Source organism: Muricoprocola aceti, from assembly GCF_025567005.1.
Classification (GTDB): domain Bacteria; phylum Bacillota; class Clostridia; order Lachnospirales; family Lachnospiraceae; genus Marvinbryantia; species Marvinbryantia aceti.
Map to the genome: position 1 here is coordinate 53354 of NZ_JAOQKE010000011.1, position 14732 is coordinate 68085.

The following is a 14732-nucleotide window of genomic DNA, read 5'->3' on the forward strand; positions in this document are numbered from 1 at the left end:
CTCCGTCTAATCTATGTAAAAAGGAGGTGAACAGTTCTGGATTATGAGAAATTGTACAATTCATATTATCTGCAGGTTTACTCATATGTGATGACTATTGTAAAAAATCAGTCTCTTGCGGAGGAAATTACCCAAAATACTTTTTATAAAGCTATGACTGCAAAACACACATACGAAGGCAAGTCCAGCGAATTTACCTGGCTTTGTAGTATTGCTAAAAACCTTGCAATTGATGAATGTAGAAAAAATACTAAATATGCATCTTTTGATGAAGCTAGCTCTGAAGTATCTTTTGATATGGTAGATAATTATGAAGATCAGGACACAGCTCTTCAGATCCATCTCATACTTCATGAACTTCAGGAGCCTTATAAAGAAGTATTCCAGCTTAGGGTATTTGGAGAATTATCATTTTCACAGATTGGAACTATCTTTGGTAAAACAGAGAACTGGGCAAGAGTTACTTATCATAGGGCAAGATTAAAAATCAAAGAAAGGATGGATGAACATGAATAATAATCAAAATCAATGTGATATTGTGCAGGATCTTCTGCCACTTTATTATGACCATGCATGCAGCTTGGCAAGTTGCCAACTGGTAGAACAGCATCTAACTGACTGTCCTAAATGCAGAAATACTTATGAACAGTTAGCGAATAATACCATTAACACAGTTATCAAACAGGAATCAAAAGGAGTTCTTGCCCGTCACGCTCAAAAAGAACGGAATGCCGCGTTTAAAGCCGGCGTTGTTATAGCAGGTATCCTTCTTCTGCCAATCATTATTACCTTTATTGTATCTATGGCAAACGGAGGAGGACTTGGTGTATTTCTTGTGGTCACTGCATCCATGATGCTTGTTGCTGCACTTACTGTAATTCCTTTGATATCTTCACAAAAAAGAATTTTAAAATGTATCCTATGCAGTATTGCCGCTTTATTGCTGATTTTCTTTTTCGTGGATGCCATGAATGGAGGCGGAGAATTCCTATATTGGTCAATCCCTACTTTATTCGGATTATCTGTAGTATTCTTCCCTTTTATAATACGAAATATCACTTTGCCACCTGTTTTATCTGATAAAAAAGCTCTTATTACTATGATATGGGACACGTTATGGCTATATCTTACAATATTCATTGTATGTTACCGCTCAGGAATGGCTGGAATGAAAACAGGAAGCATTGTTGCATTCGTCCTTATGCTAGGTGTATGGCTCATTTTCCTCACAATAAGATATTTACCTGTAAATTCTTTCATCAAAGCCGGAATCAGTACTTTCTTGTGTAGTATATGGATGATTTTTTCCAACGATATCTGTACTTTTCTTATTGAACATAAAAGACAACTTACTATCAGTCACGTCAACTTTTCAAATTGGAGTACAGACATCAGTTTCAATGCAAATGTCTATGTAATAATTTTAATTGCTGGTGGATTAATCAGTGCTTGTCTTATTGGAATCGGTATAATCAAAATGAAAAAAAGGTAATCCTGGAAACAAAGACACTTCGGATGGCATTATCACACATTGTCATACGAAGTGTCTTTTGTTATGTCTATATGACTTTTTCCCACTTTTGGGAGAAAGTTCTTTTAATTTCAGCAAATATATATTTGTTTGAATACTCTATACAACATTATTCATATACGCTCTTATATATTGGTATCCATTTTTCTCAATTCAAACTCAATTTCTTCTCAATGCCTTCCCTTTCTGATTTTTGTATGCTTATCCCACAGCAGGCCAGTACTACACAGGTACGAACTGCTGAGGAAATCAATACAAAAACAGGAGGGATTTTTATGAGAGAAATCAGAAACACAAAAATCATTGCCGTGGATCATGGCTACGGCAACATTAAAACTGCCAACACGGTCACCCCTACCGGAATCACCGCTTACGAAACAGAGCCAATCTTTACCGGAAACATTCTTGAATACAATGGAACCTATTACCGGATCGGCGAAGGGCACAAAGAATTTATCCCGGATAAGGCTATGGATGAAGATTATTATCTCCTGACACTGATGGCAGTGGCACGGGAGTTGAATGTCTTTTCCATCCATGAAGCAGATGTCCATCTGGCTGCCGGGCTTCCCCTGACATGGATCCGGAACCAACGGGAGGCATTCCGTTCCTATCTGCTCCAAAACCCGGAAGTCCTCTTCTCATTTAACAGCAAAAACTATCACATCCGCTTTGTAGGATGCAGTCTTTACCCACAAGGATATCCGGCTGTTGTGAACCATCTGGGAGATTTTAAGGGAACCAATCTCCTTGCAGATATCGGGAACGGAACCATGAATATCCTATATATCAACAACAAAAAAGCTCAGGAGAGCCGCTGCTGGACAGAAAAATTTGGGGTAAACCAGTGCATGATTGCCGCAAAGAATGCCATTCTGGACAGGTTTGGAGTAAAAATCGAGGAATCTACCGTAGAACAGATTCTTCGGTTCGGAACAGCTGATATTGCCGCACCATACCTGGACTGCATTACAGCAGTTGCCAGACAGTATGTAGCTGATATTTTCGCCACACTCCGCAAATATGAATACAATCCTGACCTGATGCGGCTGTACGTGGTAGGCGGTGGCGGCTGCCTGATTCGGAATTTTGGAACGTATGACAAAGCCCGTGTCACAATCCTTGATGATATCTGTGCTACAGCGAAAGGTTACGAATATCTGGCACAGACGACCCTGAAAAGGAGGGAGTAGCCGATGAGAAACAATATCCGAAGCACAAACCTCCGCTTTAATCTGGAGAAAGATCTGCAAAGGAAAGCCTGGGAATATCTGCAGACCATGGACAAGCAGGAATTCAAATCCTACAGCCATGTAATTGCCCTCGCCTTGGTCGATTATTTTGACCGTTATTACCGCACACAGGAAGACCCTTATCTGGAAACAAGGGAACGGGAAGAACAATTTGTAAACCAGATCGTGGAGGCAGTGGAAAGGAGCCTGGAACAGGCACTTCCCCTCTTCCTCTCCGGGCTGACAGCAGGACTGACACAAAGGGAGCCCCAAAACAGGGCATCCTTTCCGGCACCGGAAGAATCTGGACCGGAAGCAGATATAGACTGGGATTTTCTCGGAGAATAACGGAAGGTAAGGAGGTGAGCACATGACAGAATTTATAACAACAGACACCAGCCTGCCGCCTTATATGGTGTTTCCCCGGTTCCTTCTGGATATGGAGCTGAATGAAACAACGAAACTGCTCTATATGGTTCTGCTTGACCGTGCAAGACTTTCCCTGAAAAACGAAGGCTGGACGGATGAATCCGGTCATGTGTTTCTCTATTTTACCATCGAATCCATGGCAGAAGTCCTTCACAAAAGCCAGATGACCATTAAAACATCCCTGGCCGCACTGGAAAAACAGGATCTGATCATCCGAAAACGCCAGGGTGCCGGTCATCCGAACCGGATCTATGTGAAATTCCCGGAAAAAGCATTCTGCCAGACAGACAACATTCTTTCCGTAAGACAGACAGAAAACTGTCCGGCTGACAGACAGGATTCTTTCCCTGAGACAGACAGAAAACTGTCCGGTAATAAGAAAGAGAGAAATAAGAACGATTTATCAAAAAGAGAGAGTCAGGAGAAACGCTCTCCCTATGGAAAATTTCAAAATGTATTCCTGTCAGAAAAGGAACTGGAAGAAGTCAGACAGTCGGTTTCAGACTGGCAGGAATATATCGAACGGTTATCCGGCTACATGGCTTCCACCGGAAAGCACTACCAGAACCATGCAGCCACCATCATCAACTGGGCAAGGCAGGACAATCCCCCTTCCCGGCAAAGCATTTACGAAAGTGAGGAGTACGAAACATTATGAAAAAGTTTACAGAAGAACTGACCAATAAGGAACCAAACAGAGAATTGCAGTCGGATGAATATTTTCATGACTCCGACCACCTGATTTACTGCGCCAAATGCCATACACCCCGGCAGGGCAGGTACACCTTGCAGGGCAGGGTATTCATGCCGCCCATCCGGTGCAAATGCCAGCAGGAACTCTATGAACAGGAAGAAACCAAACGGAAACTGCTGGAGAAACAGGCAGAAATCGAACGGATGAAAGCCAGCGGGTTACAGGATAAGGCACTTTATGATTATACATTTGACAAAGATAACGGCATCAACCCGGAGATGGCATACGCCCACAAATATGTGGAGAACTGGGAAGATATGAAAGCCAATTCCTCCGGTCTTCTCCTCTGGGGAAATGTCGGTACTGGGAAATCCTTCTTTGCAGGCTGCATTGCCAATGCCCTTCTGGAAAAAGGTGTTCCGGTGCTGATGACAAATTTTTCCCGGATCCTGAATACCCTGAGCGGAATGCATTTTGAAGACAGGAATCAGTTTATCGACAGTCTGAACCGATATAGCCTGCTGATCATTGATGACCTTGGGATTGAACGGAATTCTGAATTTGCCCTTGAACAGGTATTCAATGTGATCGACAGCCGTTACCGCAGCAAAAAGCCACTGATCGTAACGACCAACCTCACCTTGGAAGAATTGAACAAGCCAACTGACATGGCGCACAGCCGAATCTATGACAGGATTTTGGAACGCTGTGCTCCCATCCGAATCAACAACCGCAATATCCGAAAGGACAATGCCTCTGCAAATCTACATGAAGCGAAAAAAATATTGTTGTAATGACATTCTGTATCAAAAATAACAGAAATTGGTGCCATATGATACCCATAATCACTTAGCGGCGATACTGCTCTCTCCATTGATGCACATTGATTGAATGTATCGCTGCTATTTCCAGAAAAATCAGTACCAGTTATGAAAAATCAAAACCAAAAAAGCCCGGAAACGGGCATAAAAAAGGAGGTGCCAGACATGGCAGATAAAAAGACTATGATACCGGAAGAAAAAGCACTTTTACAGGCAAAGCACCGGCAGGAGGAAGCCGAAGCAAGAAACCGAAAAAAAGAACGGAATGCCAGAACACACAGATTGATCCAGGAAGGGGCTATTCTTGAAAGCGTTGCTCCGCATGTCCGGGAGATGGATTTAGATCTCTTGAAACGGGAACTTCTGATCCGGTTACGAGGGCTGTAGATACCGAAATTCTACTCCCGAAGGGCGCACTTACTCACCACCTGATAAATCAGGCAGTGGTATCCCCTTCGGGGCTCGTGCGCTCTGCCGAGGGCTTTATCCGCTGTTGCAGGCAACATCGAAAGGAGGTGCCAGATATGGCAATTTATCATATGCAAGCCAAAGTCGTCAGCCGTGGTTCCGGTCGGTCTGCTGTTGCTGCTTCTGCTTATATGAGCTGTAGCCGGATGTACAATGATTATGATGGTATCCAGCATGACTATACCAGAAAGCATGGGCTAATCTATCAGGAAGTGATGCTTCCTCCAATTGCTCCATCCAAATGGATTGACCGGGAACAACTCTGGAACGCTGTGGAAGAAACCGAAAAGACCAAAGACAGCCGACTGGCAAGAGAATTTGTTGTCGCACTCCCTGTTGAGTTGGATAAAAACAGCAATATTTCTCTTCTTCAGGATTTTATTAAAAAGAATTTTGTAGATATGGGGATGTGTGCTGATTTTGCCATTCACGATACAGATGGTCACAATCCCCATGCACACATTCTTCTTACTGTCCGACCACTAAGTGAAAATGGAACATGGCAGTATAAAACCGAAAAAGAATATCTCTGTATCAAAGATGGGGAAGAAAAAGGATTTACTGCTTTTGAATTTAAAACTGCTCAAAAACAGGGATGGGAAAAGCAATATCGCTATAAAGTTGGGAAAAAGAAAGAATATCTGACTCCATCTTCCGCACAGAAAAAAGGATATGAACGGATTGATAAGCACCCCAAGAGCAGCCGATATGGCAGACAGAATCCTATTTCCGAACAATGGAACAGTGATGAACAACTCTGCATCTGGCGGGCAAACTGGGCAGATGCCGTAAATAAAATGCTTGCACGTAATCAGATAAATGCTGCCATTGATCACCGCAGCTTTGCAGATCAGGGAATCACCGAGCAGCCAACCATCCATGAAGGCTACATTGCCCAGAATATGGAAAAGAATGGCATAATATCAGACCGTTGTGAAATCAACCGTCAGATTCGTGCAGATAACAAAATGCTCCGGGAATTAAAAGCTCAGGTAGCAAAATTGGCTGAAGCTGTAGAAAAATCTATTCCGATAATTGCAGAAACATTGGAAGCGATCCGCAATCATATGATTTTTACACAATATCATTTACTTCACAATGAAATGCAAAAAGAAGTGATACATGACTGGATGAATCATTTTATTCCAATACTGAATAAATACAACACCGTCAAAAAGAAACTCAAAGCGAAAGTTACGGAACGGAAAGAACTGAATGTGCAAAAGGATAAAACCAGTATTTTGAATCCCATCCAGCATATAAAATTGAATCAACAGCTTACCACTGTTACAGAAGAAATCGAAGAACTGAAATCACAGAAAGAACAGCTAATCTTCCAGGCACAATGCTCTACCGATAAAGATATGACGAATCTATCCAAGAAATATGACCAGATGAATAAAAATCTGGATATCTTGGATACTCAGGACACTTCGCTCAAAAAGCAGCTAAAAAAAGATGCTTCCGCTTTCCGGGAAGAAAAATTTCGTTCTGATCCAGAACAATATACAGAATTACTGGATACCAGAATCCAGATACGTCCTGCTTTCCGGGATAAGCTGATTGAACAGCTTAAAGGAACTTTTGGTAAATATTATGACTATCACCGCCGTGATATTGCCGCCAATGAAGTGGATTATCTGAATGTTGAAGATCCTGATGTCTTCTCCCATCGTGCCTGGGAACTTGAATGTCAGAGGAAACAGGAGATACGGCGAAATCAGCCTGCTTGGGCTAAGAAAAAGTCCTATGATATGGAATTGTAATCATCTTCGAGTAGATAATATACTCTTACAAATCTCTTGTTCAAAAATAAACTCCTTTCAAAAAGGCGTATGGAAATCAAAACTTCCATACGCCAATTTTATATTCCGCTCTGTAAGTTGTCTAAAAGTTGACTAAAATTATATTACCATTCATTATCATCTTTGATCAAATAAAACAACTCCTTATATCCAGACTGTATAAGTAATTGTTTAAATCCTGAAAGTACTTCTTCTTTTGTATAATTATTGTTCTCCAAGAATTCATTATCCTTCTCACTAAGGTATTGGTAAAAAAGAGCAGCTGCCATTACCTCCTCTTTATTTGTATAATCAATGTTATCTAAAAGTATGTTTTCTGCTTCATTAATTTGTCCTAAATCAATCATATCCAAAAAACTTTTCAGTTTTTTTCCTGATACTTCATATTTATTTTCTTTTTCAAGCTCAACAGAAACATATTTTTTCCCAAATACTAAAGAAAATAATACTTTCCATTTACTTTGTCCATAAGAATCCCTCCTAAAATTGATTGAACAAAGAATGGACAACCCGGAGGGGCAGGTTACTTACCCTATTTATATAGGACGGCCGGGCTACCTACCGGCTCTGGCACATCAAAGATGTACGTTGCGTTTTTATCTTTGCGTTTATAATCAAGCCATATGGCACGATTAACTTAATTCTGTAACTTCTAAGTTACGTTCCTCCAAAATATTCTTCTTACTTCATAAGATTCTATCTTCTGTTCAAATCATACCATATGATTAATGCATTTTCTATATACTTTCTTGATAACCAGCAAAAAGCTCCCGAAGGAGCTTTCCACGTTTTAAATGTACGCTAATTCGCTTAACACAATCTCTTCTGCATCATTCCTTATTTCCCATGAAGAATGTTGTAAATTAGTAATATCCACAACGATAGCAGGTAATTTAATTATTCGTATTTTTTCCCGATAATGTAAATCGAAACTACCATACCACCTAATATCATAATTAAGAAAATTTTATTTAAAATATCCCATAAAGCTATATTGAGACAATTGATTATTATAATACCTGCAAGAGGATATAGAACAACCGTTGCAAGTGTCCATATTTTTAAAGTTGTGCAGATGTATATCCAATTTCCATTGTTAAAAGATAAACCAACTAGATGTATTCTAAAAATTCCTTGTGAAACATAATTTATCTTGTTGGCATCATAATATGTTGGTAATATGTCTTTTGCAAAGAAACAAAACCATGCACCAAATAAAAGCATTCCCCCGGTAACCAGCAATATATCCCCTTTCATCTCAGCTAATGAACTTCCAGATACAACTAACATAATAATTTCTGTAATAGATATAAAAAAACATAACAAATATGCTAATATCCAGTTTTTTCTATGCTGATGAATAGAATTCCTCACAGCCATATCGAGAGAGCCTACTACCAATTCCTCGACTTCTTTTGTATCAATATTTTTCTGTGTATCTATTTTTTCTCCACGTAACAATTCTGTAACGGTAACATCTAATATATCAGCTATTGGTATGAGTAATACGACATTAGGCATACTAAGACCACGTTCCCATTTGCTGACCGTTTTATCTGATACATATAATTTTTCAGCCAAATCCTTTTGAGTTAAATTCTTTTTCTTTCTTAATTCGGTTACAAATAAACCGAATTTTTCATTACTAATCTGATACATACATCCACCTCCTGCACACATATTATAATGGGAGTACGCATAAATCAATCGACTAGCAGTAGAATTGCAGAATATTAGCACAAATATATCAAATAGTCTCCCCATTATAATTATTTCTATGAAGTTATATTCGGATATTTTTTAAGCCATACTATGGAATAATTAAATCTGTGTAACTTATAACCATGGCAGAAAAAACACCCTTCCGGAACTTAGAAAAGGTCACCTGATATGGAATTGTAATTTGATTCTTCTTTGAACCCTTACAAATGCAGAAGCTGAACAAATAGGATTTTTCTTCCTACCTGTTCAGCTCTTTGTTTACCTGTAAATCAATTCATTTAACACAATCTCTTCCGCCATATTACGAATACCATTTATCGCTCTGACCCATTTCATCTGATCACGAACTTTCAATTCTTCCGTAATGCCCTGCCTATCCATCATCTGACGCACCAGAATATCCATTCTCTCCTGTGCTTCATCGTCCACAGTATTCAGATGTTCTGTCAGTCTGTCTTCCAGCATATACAGTGAATACATTGCCGGACGATACTCTTTCAGATATGTTTTCCGCATCATTCCATATTTCCCATAATGCGGTTCTTCATCTGTACTGACAAGATTCGGATAGTAAATTCCGTCTGCGCCAAGTGTGTAGGTTCCACCCATTTTTTCAAATGTACTTTTCATGTGTTATTCCTCCTTGAAATCAGCAATGTCCTTAGATCATCGCATAATATTTCAGGGCAGCCTTGATAGCATCTTCTTTCTCTTTCGGGCATTGCGGAACTCTTGCATTTTCTGATTTTGGAAGATTATAGTTTTCTCCCACTTCAATTCCACATTTGCGTTTTACCTGAGAAATATATAAACTTGAAACCTTCAAGCCAAATTCTTTCAGCACATAATCTTTGATTTCCTGATAGGTTGCTTTCAACTCGGCACTGGTGGCATCCAGCTCGTCCAGGTCTAAGTCGATCTCTATCGTGTCATCTGGTTTTTGTTGGGACAAAAGAACAACCGTCTCCACGTGCTGTGTGAATCCAAACATGTCCACCGGCTGCATTTTTTTCACGGCATAGCCATGTGTCGTTAAGTATTTCAGATCTCGTGCCAGGGTATCCGGTCCACAGGATACATAGACGATCCGCTGTGGCTGCAGACGCACCACAGAAGAGAGAAATGCTTCATCACTTCCGTTTCTCGGTGGATCCATGAATACTACATCCACTTTCTCTCCTGCTTCTGCCATGGCAACCATGAATTTGCCTGCATCATCTTCATAAAAGTGAATGTTTTTGATCTGATTGAGTTTGGCATTGATTCGGGCATCCCGCACGGCATTACGGTTCAGTTCCACACCAATGACTTCTTTTGCCCGTCCGGCAGCCACCATACCGATGGTACCGATACCACAGTAGGCATCAATCACCCTCTCTTTTCCAGTCAGTCCTGAATAGTCCATGGCGGTCTGATACAGGCGCTCCGTCTGCACCGGATTCACCTGATAGAAGGACTGGGGTGAGATACGGAACCTGCAGCCACAGAGAATATCTTCGATATAGCCTTTTCCATAAAGTACAATATCCCGCTCTCCCAGTACCATGCTGGTTTTCTTATCATTCACATTCAGCACAACCGTAGATATCTCCGGGTGCTCTTTGCGCAGTGCTTTTACAAAATTATTCTTAGATGGAAGAATCGGAGAAGCCAGCACCAGCACCACCATAACCTGTCCGGTAGCAAAACCACGGCGTACCAGCACGTGACGAAGCAATCCATACCCGGTATCTTCATCATATGTTTTAATCTTGAAAGATTTCAGCAGTCCACGAATGGTGTGGATAATGGACTGGGAAATCTGATCTTCGATTATGCATTCATCAATATTTACGATCTTATGGGTTCCGGCTTCATAAGTACCGGACACAATCTCTCCTTTTCTGGTGCGGCCAAATACCGCATGTACCTTATTGCGGTAGTGAAGTGGATCTTTCATGCCAATGATTGGCTCTGTATGTCCAAAATCCTTCAGAAGCTTATTCATTTCCTTCTGCTTTTTCTTCAACTGAGCAGCATATTCCATGCCCTGGTACTGGCAGCCGCCACATTTTTTTGCATAGGAACAGACTGCGCTGGCACTCTTGCTTTTTCTCTCTTCCATAACTTTTTCCTTCCTTAAAAACATTAAGGGACAGAGCCAAGAAACTTTCGTCCCCAGTGGCCTACAGTGTATAGACAATGACTCCCGCAATGATGATCAGGTTTCCGATGAGCTTCCACTTTGTGAAACTTTCACGCAAGATCACGCCCGAAAGAATCATGACGAATACGTAGGTGCAGGTATCGATCACGGCACCATACTTCATATCCACCTGAGTATAGGCGTAGGTATTGACCAGCAGTACCGCAAAGAAAATGAAATAAGACAGAATAACCCGCCAGTTCAGATATTCAAAAATCACATTTTTATGGGTCTGATTTGCGCTTTGCTTCAGCAATATCTGAGAAGATGCTGAAAAAAAGGTCGCAATAAACATAATCAGCAAATATTTATTCATGAGCAACCACCACCAGTACTCCGATGAATACAATGATCATGCCAATGATATTGTTCACCGATAAATTTTCATGGAAAATGACAACCGCCCAGATCTGAGACCAGATCAGGTATACGGTACGGTTGGCATAAGCCACGTTCAGTTCAAACTTCTTGATTACTTTCTGCCAGATCACTGCATATAATGCACAGTTCAGCAACATTAGAAACAAAAACAGATACAACATCGGGGAGGTCAGGCCTTCCCGGTTGTAGAAGCCGGACGCTGCTTTTGAATAGACGCTGGTAAAGGAAAACAGCATCACTGTCAGATGCAACAATATGTATTTTTTTATCTTTTCCATATATCCTCCAGGGTCACACCATCCACACAAATACAACGGTATACCTGCATCATCCACGCATCCAGCTGGCTTTCGTCTTCAGTGCAGGCAATGATATGCCCGATCCGGTCAGTACCATCTGCCATGGCAAATACTTTATGTCCTGCCGGGAAGTCCAGAGATACCGTTACACCCTGTTCCTCCAGGACCCGGATTCCTTCTTTATCAATAGAAGTAATCTTTCCCTCCACCGGACTCAGCAGTAGTTTGGCCATGCATGGCTGACTGCCGGTGCAGTTGAATTCCACTTGTTCTCCCAGTGCACTGCGAAGCATTTTCTCATAAAAGTCAAATCCGTAATAAATGGAAATCAATTCCGGAATACAGGTTGCGCCAGTTCTTCCTCCCATCTCAATGATGGACACTTTCTTTCCATCTACAAAAACATCTGCATTCACTGAACACTGATCTGCTCCGGCCGCGCTCACTGCCGCCTGCATCTGCCGTCCGATCTCATCATAAACTTCCTGTGCACAATGATATGGAAATGCATGGCCAACCGGGATCGTCGTATTCTTTCCCCGGTAAACGAACTTGGTATGCGGTGCCAGAAATACCAGCTGCCCATCCTGCACGAATCCATCCACACCAATCTCAGTGCCACGGATAAATCCTTCCACCAATACATAGTCTCTGGTGGTTCGTTCGCTTGCATAATAATATGCCTCGTCCAGCCTCTCCGGCTGTTCTACTACGGTAATCCCACGGCTTCCAGAACTGTCTACCCGCTTCACTACTACCGGATATCCTATCCGTTCCGCAGCGCCTCTGGCTTCTGCCAGGCTGTATACACGCATTCCTGTCGAAGCAGACACACCGCCTTTTAAGAATGCCTCCTTCATCAGCACCTTATCTGTCAATATTGCTGCCGCTTCCTGAGGGATTCCCGACAGGCCCATTTTTTCACATACATATCCAATGGTACTTACCGCCACGTCTGTTCCAGAAGTGCAGATTCCATCAATCTGTTCCGCTCTGGCCGCCTCCAGTATCCGTTCTTTATCTCTGGTGTCCAGTTCGTAGATCTTATCTGCCAGAGCAAATCCCTGATAATCTCCCGGAATACTGACTACAATTGTGTAAAGCCCCATCCGGCGGGCAGTCTGAATAAGGGGAACCTGATAGGTTCCCGCTCCTAAAATCATGATTTTCTTCACTGTTTTTCATCCTTGTCTGCAATGTTAATGGTTTCCCTCACAATAAACTGTGGTGTACGGTTCAGAATCAGTATCATCTTACCCAGATATTCCCCTATAATTCCGAGAACCATAAGGATCAGACCGGCAAATACCACCACAATACACATGGTAGAGGACCAGCCCACTACAACGGTAGGGTCGATCATCTTGTAAATAATGATACATAATGCTGCAAGAAAGCCGCCCGCCGCTGAAATACCTCCCAATACGGAAGAAATACGCAGCGGAATCACAGAATAATTCCAATAAGCCAGCCACAGCTTCAGCAGCTTTTTCAATGTATAATTAGAAGTTCCCACCTCTCTCTTGAAGTGTTCCACTTCCACATTTCCGATCTTATGTGTGGTACGGTAAAAAATACCGTCAATATACGGATTAAAGCTATCGTACTTGATCACTTCATCTCTCACCTGTCTGGTGATCATCCAGAAATTGCTGGATACAATATTCTTTGGTCTTCCGAGAAGAATGCGGGATGATACCTCATTGATCTTACTGGAAAGATTTTTCAGGAAAGAATTCTTCTTCTTTGGATAACAGCCATATACCAGATCAAATCCTTCTTCCATTTTATGGATCAGCTTACTGATCTGAGATGGGTGAGTCTGCATATCATCATCCATTCCAAGAATATAATCTCCTGATGTATAATGTAATGCTGCCATCAGTGCATTGTGCTGTCCAAAGTTGCGCAGGAGATTGACACCTTTTACATTGGCATAATCTTCTCCCAGACGCTGGATCTCTCCGTAGGTATCATCCTTCGGTGAGCCATCATTCACCAGTACAAATTCGCATTCATACTGCTCCATCTTCTTGAATTCTTCCATGACCATCTCTACCACTTTTCGAATCGTGGCCTGAGAGTTGTAACATGGAATGACGATTGATATCAATTTCATAACGTTCCTCCCGGAAGACAGTCGTAAAAGAGCGGGGTTCCGCCGGTGTGCAGAAACAGCACATTACAGTCTTCCAACTGATGTTCTTCTATGTATTCTTTCATGCCCCAGAAAGCCTTTCCGGTATAGGTCGGATCCAGAGGCAGTCCATTGCGGCAGAACTCCTCACGGATCACCTTCATAATCCGGTCATCGTACTTTCCATAGCCTTCCTGTCGATACCCCATCTCCAGATGAAGCTCCTTCGCAAAATCAACCGGAAGTTCCAGATGATTTTCGGCAAAATAATCCTGTATTCCCGTCTGCATCACTTTCATGGCACGTTCGTATTCTCTTGAAGAAATGGAGATGCCCACAATCTTCTCGCTTCCCTGTTCCAGAATCTTTCCGCTGACCAGTCCACACTGGGTAGAACCGGTGCCCGATGCAAAAAAAATATGAGAAAACAGAACGCCTTCCTGTTTCTCCCACTGCTGAATCTCCCGGTATCCGTCTACATAGGCCTGAACCGGAGTACCTTCGTTTCCGGTTCCATACTTATCTCCAAATATATAATAAGGATGCTTTCCTTCTGCAGTCAGACGATTTACCGTATCTTCCACTGTCTGGGCGATATTAGTCTTCTCACAGGGAATCACTTCCGCTCCCAGCCACTTCATCAAACGGCTGTTGTTGGTCTCGATTCCACTTTCTTCCCCTTCTTCTCTGGAACAGATCATATAGCATGGTATCTGATGTGCTCTGCACAGATTCGCCAGTACGCGGCACAGATTCGAACGGCTGTTACCGTATACCATCATACAGTCTTTTCCCTTTGCCAGCATATCTGCATAAAATGCCTGGCCAATTCGCACTTTATTCCCACCAAGAGAAAATGGCAGAAGATCTTCTCTTTTACAATATAACCGGACATTTCTGTGATTGGGAAAGTCCAGTCTCTGAATCGGTGTCTCCATATTATTTCCTTTTGTATTTTCTAAAAAAGCGCATTTTCATGCGTTTTGGTCAATGTTACGCGTCATATTATAGACTATAAAAAGATGGAT

At 41.8% G+C, this 14732-nt stretch carries 17 protein-coding genes; 8 read left to right on the forward strand and 9 right to left on the reverse strand.

What is annotated here, in order from left to right:
* The first annotated feature begins 51 nt into the window (after positions 1 to 51).
* The 8 genes from OCV47_RS09595 (at position 52) to mobQ (ending at position 6941) form a co-directional block, all read left to right on the forward strand.
* Entirely contained in the window at positions 52 to 516 is a 465-nt protein-coding gene (locus OCV47_RS09595; protein WP_330684617.1) for an RNA polymerase sigma factor, read from the forward strand.
* A complete protein-coding gene (locus OCV47_RS09600) occupies positions 509 to 1492 on the forward strand; it encodes a zf-HC2 domain-containing protein (protein WP_262654863.1) in 984 nt (327 codons plus the stop codon). Before OCV47_RS09595 ends, OCV47_RS09600 begins: the two co-directional genes overlap by 8 nt.
* Positions 1493 to 1806: 314 nt before the next feature.
* A complete protein-coding gene (locus tag OCV47_RS09605) occupies positions 1807 to 2724 on the forward strand; it encodes a ParM/StbA family protein (protein ID WP_262654864.1) in 918 nt (305 codons plus the stop codon).
* A 3-nt stretch (positions 2725 to 2727) separates the two neighbouring features.
* Entirely contained in the window at positions 2728 to 3111 is a 384-nt protein-coding gene (locus OCV47_RS09610) for a hypothetical protein (RefSeq protein ID WP_021739288.1), read from the forward strand.
* A gap of 22 nt (positions 3112 to 3133) precedes the next feature.
* On the forward strand, positions 3134 to 3850 hold the full coding sequence (locus OCV47_RS09615; protein WP_021739289.1) for a replication initiator protein A: 717 nt from the start codon (positions 3134 to 3136) through the stop codon (positions 3848 to 3850).
* Positions 3847 to 4680, forward strand: coding sequence for an ATP-binding protein (locus tag OCV47_RS09620; protein ID WP_028087227.1), 834 nt, complete (start codon positions 3847 to 3849; stop codon positions 4678 to 4680). The genes OCV47_RS09615 and OCV47_RS09620 overlap by 4 nt, the downstream gene beginning before the upstream one ends.
* Before the next feature lie 192 nt (positions 4681 to 4872).
* Complete coding sequence (locus tag OCV47_RS09625; protein ID WP_028087226.1) at positions 4873 to 5094, forward strand: DUF3847 domain-containing protein; 222 nt, start codon at positions 4873 to 4875, stop codon at positions 5092 to 5094.
* A gap of 137 nt (positions 5095 to 5231) precedes the next feature.
* Positions 5232 to 6941 carry a MobQ family relaxase gene (gene mobQ / locus OCV47_RS09630; RefSeq protein WP_262654866.1) on the forward strand — a complete coding sequence of 570 codons (1710 nt, stop codon included), beginning with the start codon at positions 5232 to 5234 and terminating at the stop codon, positions 6939 to 6941.
* 143 nt (positions 6942 to 7084) lie between these two features.
* On the opposite strand, the gene OCV47_RS09635 is transcribed toward mobQ, so the two are convergent.
* The 9 genes from OCV47_RS09635 to OCV47_RS09675 form a co-directional block, all read right to left on the reverse strand.
* On the reverse strand, positions 7085 to 7483 hold the full coding sequence (locus OCV47_RS09635; protein ID WP_262654901.1) for a DUF6483 family protein: 399 nt from the start codon (positions 7481 to 7483) through the stop codon (positions 7085 to 7087).
* Positions 7484 to 7877: 394 nt separating this feature from the next.
* Positions 7878 to 8639 (reverse strand): helix-turn-helix domain-containing protein, encoded by a 762-nt coding sequence (locus OCV47_RS09640; protein WP_262654867.1) that lies wholly within the window; start codon positions 8637 to 8639, stop codon positions 7878 to 7880.
* A 321-nt stretch (positions 8640 to 8960) separates the two neighbouring features.
* Positions 8961 to 9332: a TnpV protein gene (locus tag OCV47_RS09645; protein ID WP_173738477.1), complete on the reverse strand. Its 372-nt coding sequence runs from the start codon at positions 9330 to 9332 to the stop codon at positions 8961 to 8963.
* Between the two features lie 31 nt (positions 9333 to 9363).
* Positions 9364 to 10806, reverse strand: a complete 1443-nt coding sequence (gene rlmD, locus OCV47_RS09650) for a 23S rRNA (uracil(1939)-C(5))-methyltransferase RlmD (protein WP_262654869.1) — start codon at positions 10804 to 10806, stop codon at positions 9364 to 9366.
* 61 nt (positions 10807 to 10867) lie between these two features.
* Positions 10868 to 11203, reverse strand: a complete 336-nt coding sequence (locus tag OCV47_RS09655) for a DMT family transporter (protein WP_262654870.1) — start codon at positions 11201 to 11203, stop codon at positions 10868 to 10870.
* Positions 11196 to 11546 carry an EamA family transporter gene (locus OCV47_RS09660; protein ID WP_117448612.1) on the reverse strand — a complete coding sequence of 117 codons (351 nt, stop codon included), beginning with the start codon at positions 11544 to 11546 and terminating at the stop codon, positions 11196 to 11198. The genes OCV47_RS09655 and OCV47_RS09660 overlap by 8 nt, the downstream gene beginning before the upstream one ends.
* A complete protein-coding gene (locus tag OCV47_RS09665; protein ID WP_262654871.1) occupies positions 11534 to 12742 on the reverse strand; it encodes an ATP-grasp domain-containing protein in 1209 nt (402 codons plus the stop codon). Before OCV47_RS09665 ends, OCV47_RS09660 begins: the two co-directional genes overlap by 13 nt.
* Positions 12739 to 13686 (reverse strand): glycosyltransferase family 2 protein, encoded by a 948-nt coding sequence (locus OCV47_RS09670; protein ID WP_117448610.1) that lies wholly within the window; start codon positions 13684 to 13686, stop codon positions 12739 to 12741. Before OCV47_RS09670 ends, OCV47_RS09665 begins: the two co-directional genes overlap by 4 nt.
* Positions 13683 to 14642 (reverse strand): 1-aminocyclopropane-1-carboxylate deaminase/D-cysteine desulfhydrase, encoded by a 960-nt coding sequence (locus tag OCV47_RS09675; RefSeq protein WP_262654872.1) that lies wholly within the window; start codon positions 14640 to 14642, stop codon positions 13683 to 13685. Before OCV47_RS09675 ends, OCV47_RS09670 begins: the two co-directional genes overlap by 4 nt.
* Between the last annotated feature and the right edge of the window lie 90 nt (positions 14643 to 14732).

Excerpts from the sequence above, each read along its gene's own strand:
- OCV47_RS09600 (WP_262654863.1), top strand. The coding sequence starts at position 509 with ATGAATAATAATCAAAATCAATGTGATATTGTGCAGGATCTTCTGCCA.
- OCV47_RS09605 (WP_262654864.1), top strand. The coding sequence starts at position 1,807 with ATGAGAGAAATCAGAAACACAAAAATCATTGCCGTGGATCATGGCTAC.
- OCV47_RS09610 (WP_021739288.1), top strand. The coding sequence starts at position 2,728 with ATGAGAAACAATATCCGAAGCACAAACCTCCGCTTTAATCTGGAGAAA.
- OCV47_RS09615 (WP_021739289.1), top strand. The coding sequence starts at position 3,134 with ATGACAGAATTTATAACAACAGACACCAGCCTGCCGCCTTATATGGTG.
- OCV47_RS09620 (WP_028087227.1), top strand. The coding sequence starts at position 3,847 with ATGAAAAAGTTTACAGAAGAACTGACCAATAAGGAACCAAACAGAGAA.
- OCV47_RS09625 (WP_028087226.1), top strand. The coding sequence starts at position 4,873 with ATGGCAGATAAAAAGACTATGATACCGGAAGAAAAAGCACTTTTACAG.
- mobQ (WP_262654866.1), top strand. The coding sequence starts at position 5,232 with ATGGCAATTTATCATATGCAAGCCAAAGTCGTCAGCCGTGGTTCCGGT.
- OCV47_RS09640 (WP_262654867.1), bottom strand. The coding sequence starts at position 8,639 with ATGTATCAGATTAGTAATGAAAAATTCGGTTTATTTGTAACCGAATTA.
- OCV47_RS09645 (WP_173738477.1), bottom strand. The coding sequence starts at position 9,332 with ATGAAAAGTACATTTGAAAAAATGGGTGGAACCTACACACTTGGCGCA.
- rlmD (WP_262654869.1), bottom strand. The coding sequence starts at position 10,806 with ATGGAAGAGAGAAAAAGCAAGAGTGCCAGCGCAGTCTGTTCCTATGCA.
- OCV47_RS09655 (WP_262654870.1), bottom strand. The coding sequence starts at position 11,203 with ATGAATAAATATTTGCTGATTATGTTTATTGCGACCTTTTTTTCAGCA.
- OCV47_RS09660 (WP_117448612.1), bottom strand. The coding sequence starts at position 11,546 with ATGGAAAAGATAAAAAAATACATATTGTTGCATCTGACAGTGATGCTG.
- OCV47_RS09670 (WP_117448610.1), bottom strand. The coding sequence starts at position 13,686 with ATGAAATTGATATCAATCGTCATTCCATGTTACAACTCTCAGGCCACG.
- OCV47_RS09675 (WP_262654872.1), bottom strand. The coding sequence starts at position 14,642 with ATGGAGACACCGATTCAGAGACTGGACTTTCCCAATCACAGAAATGTC.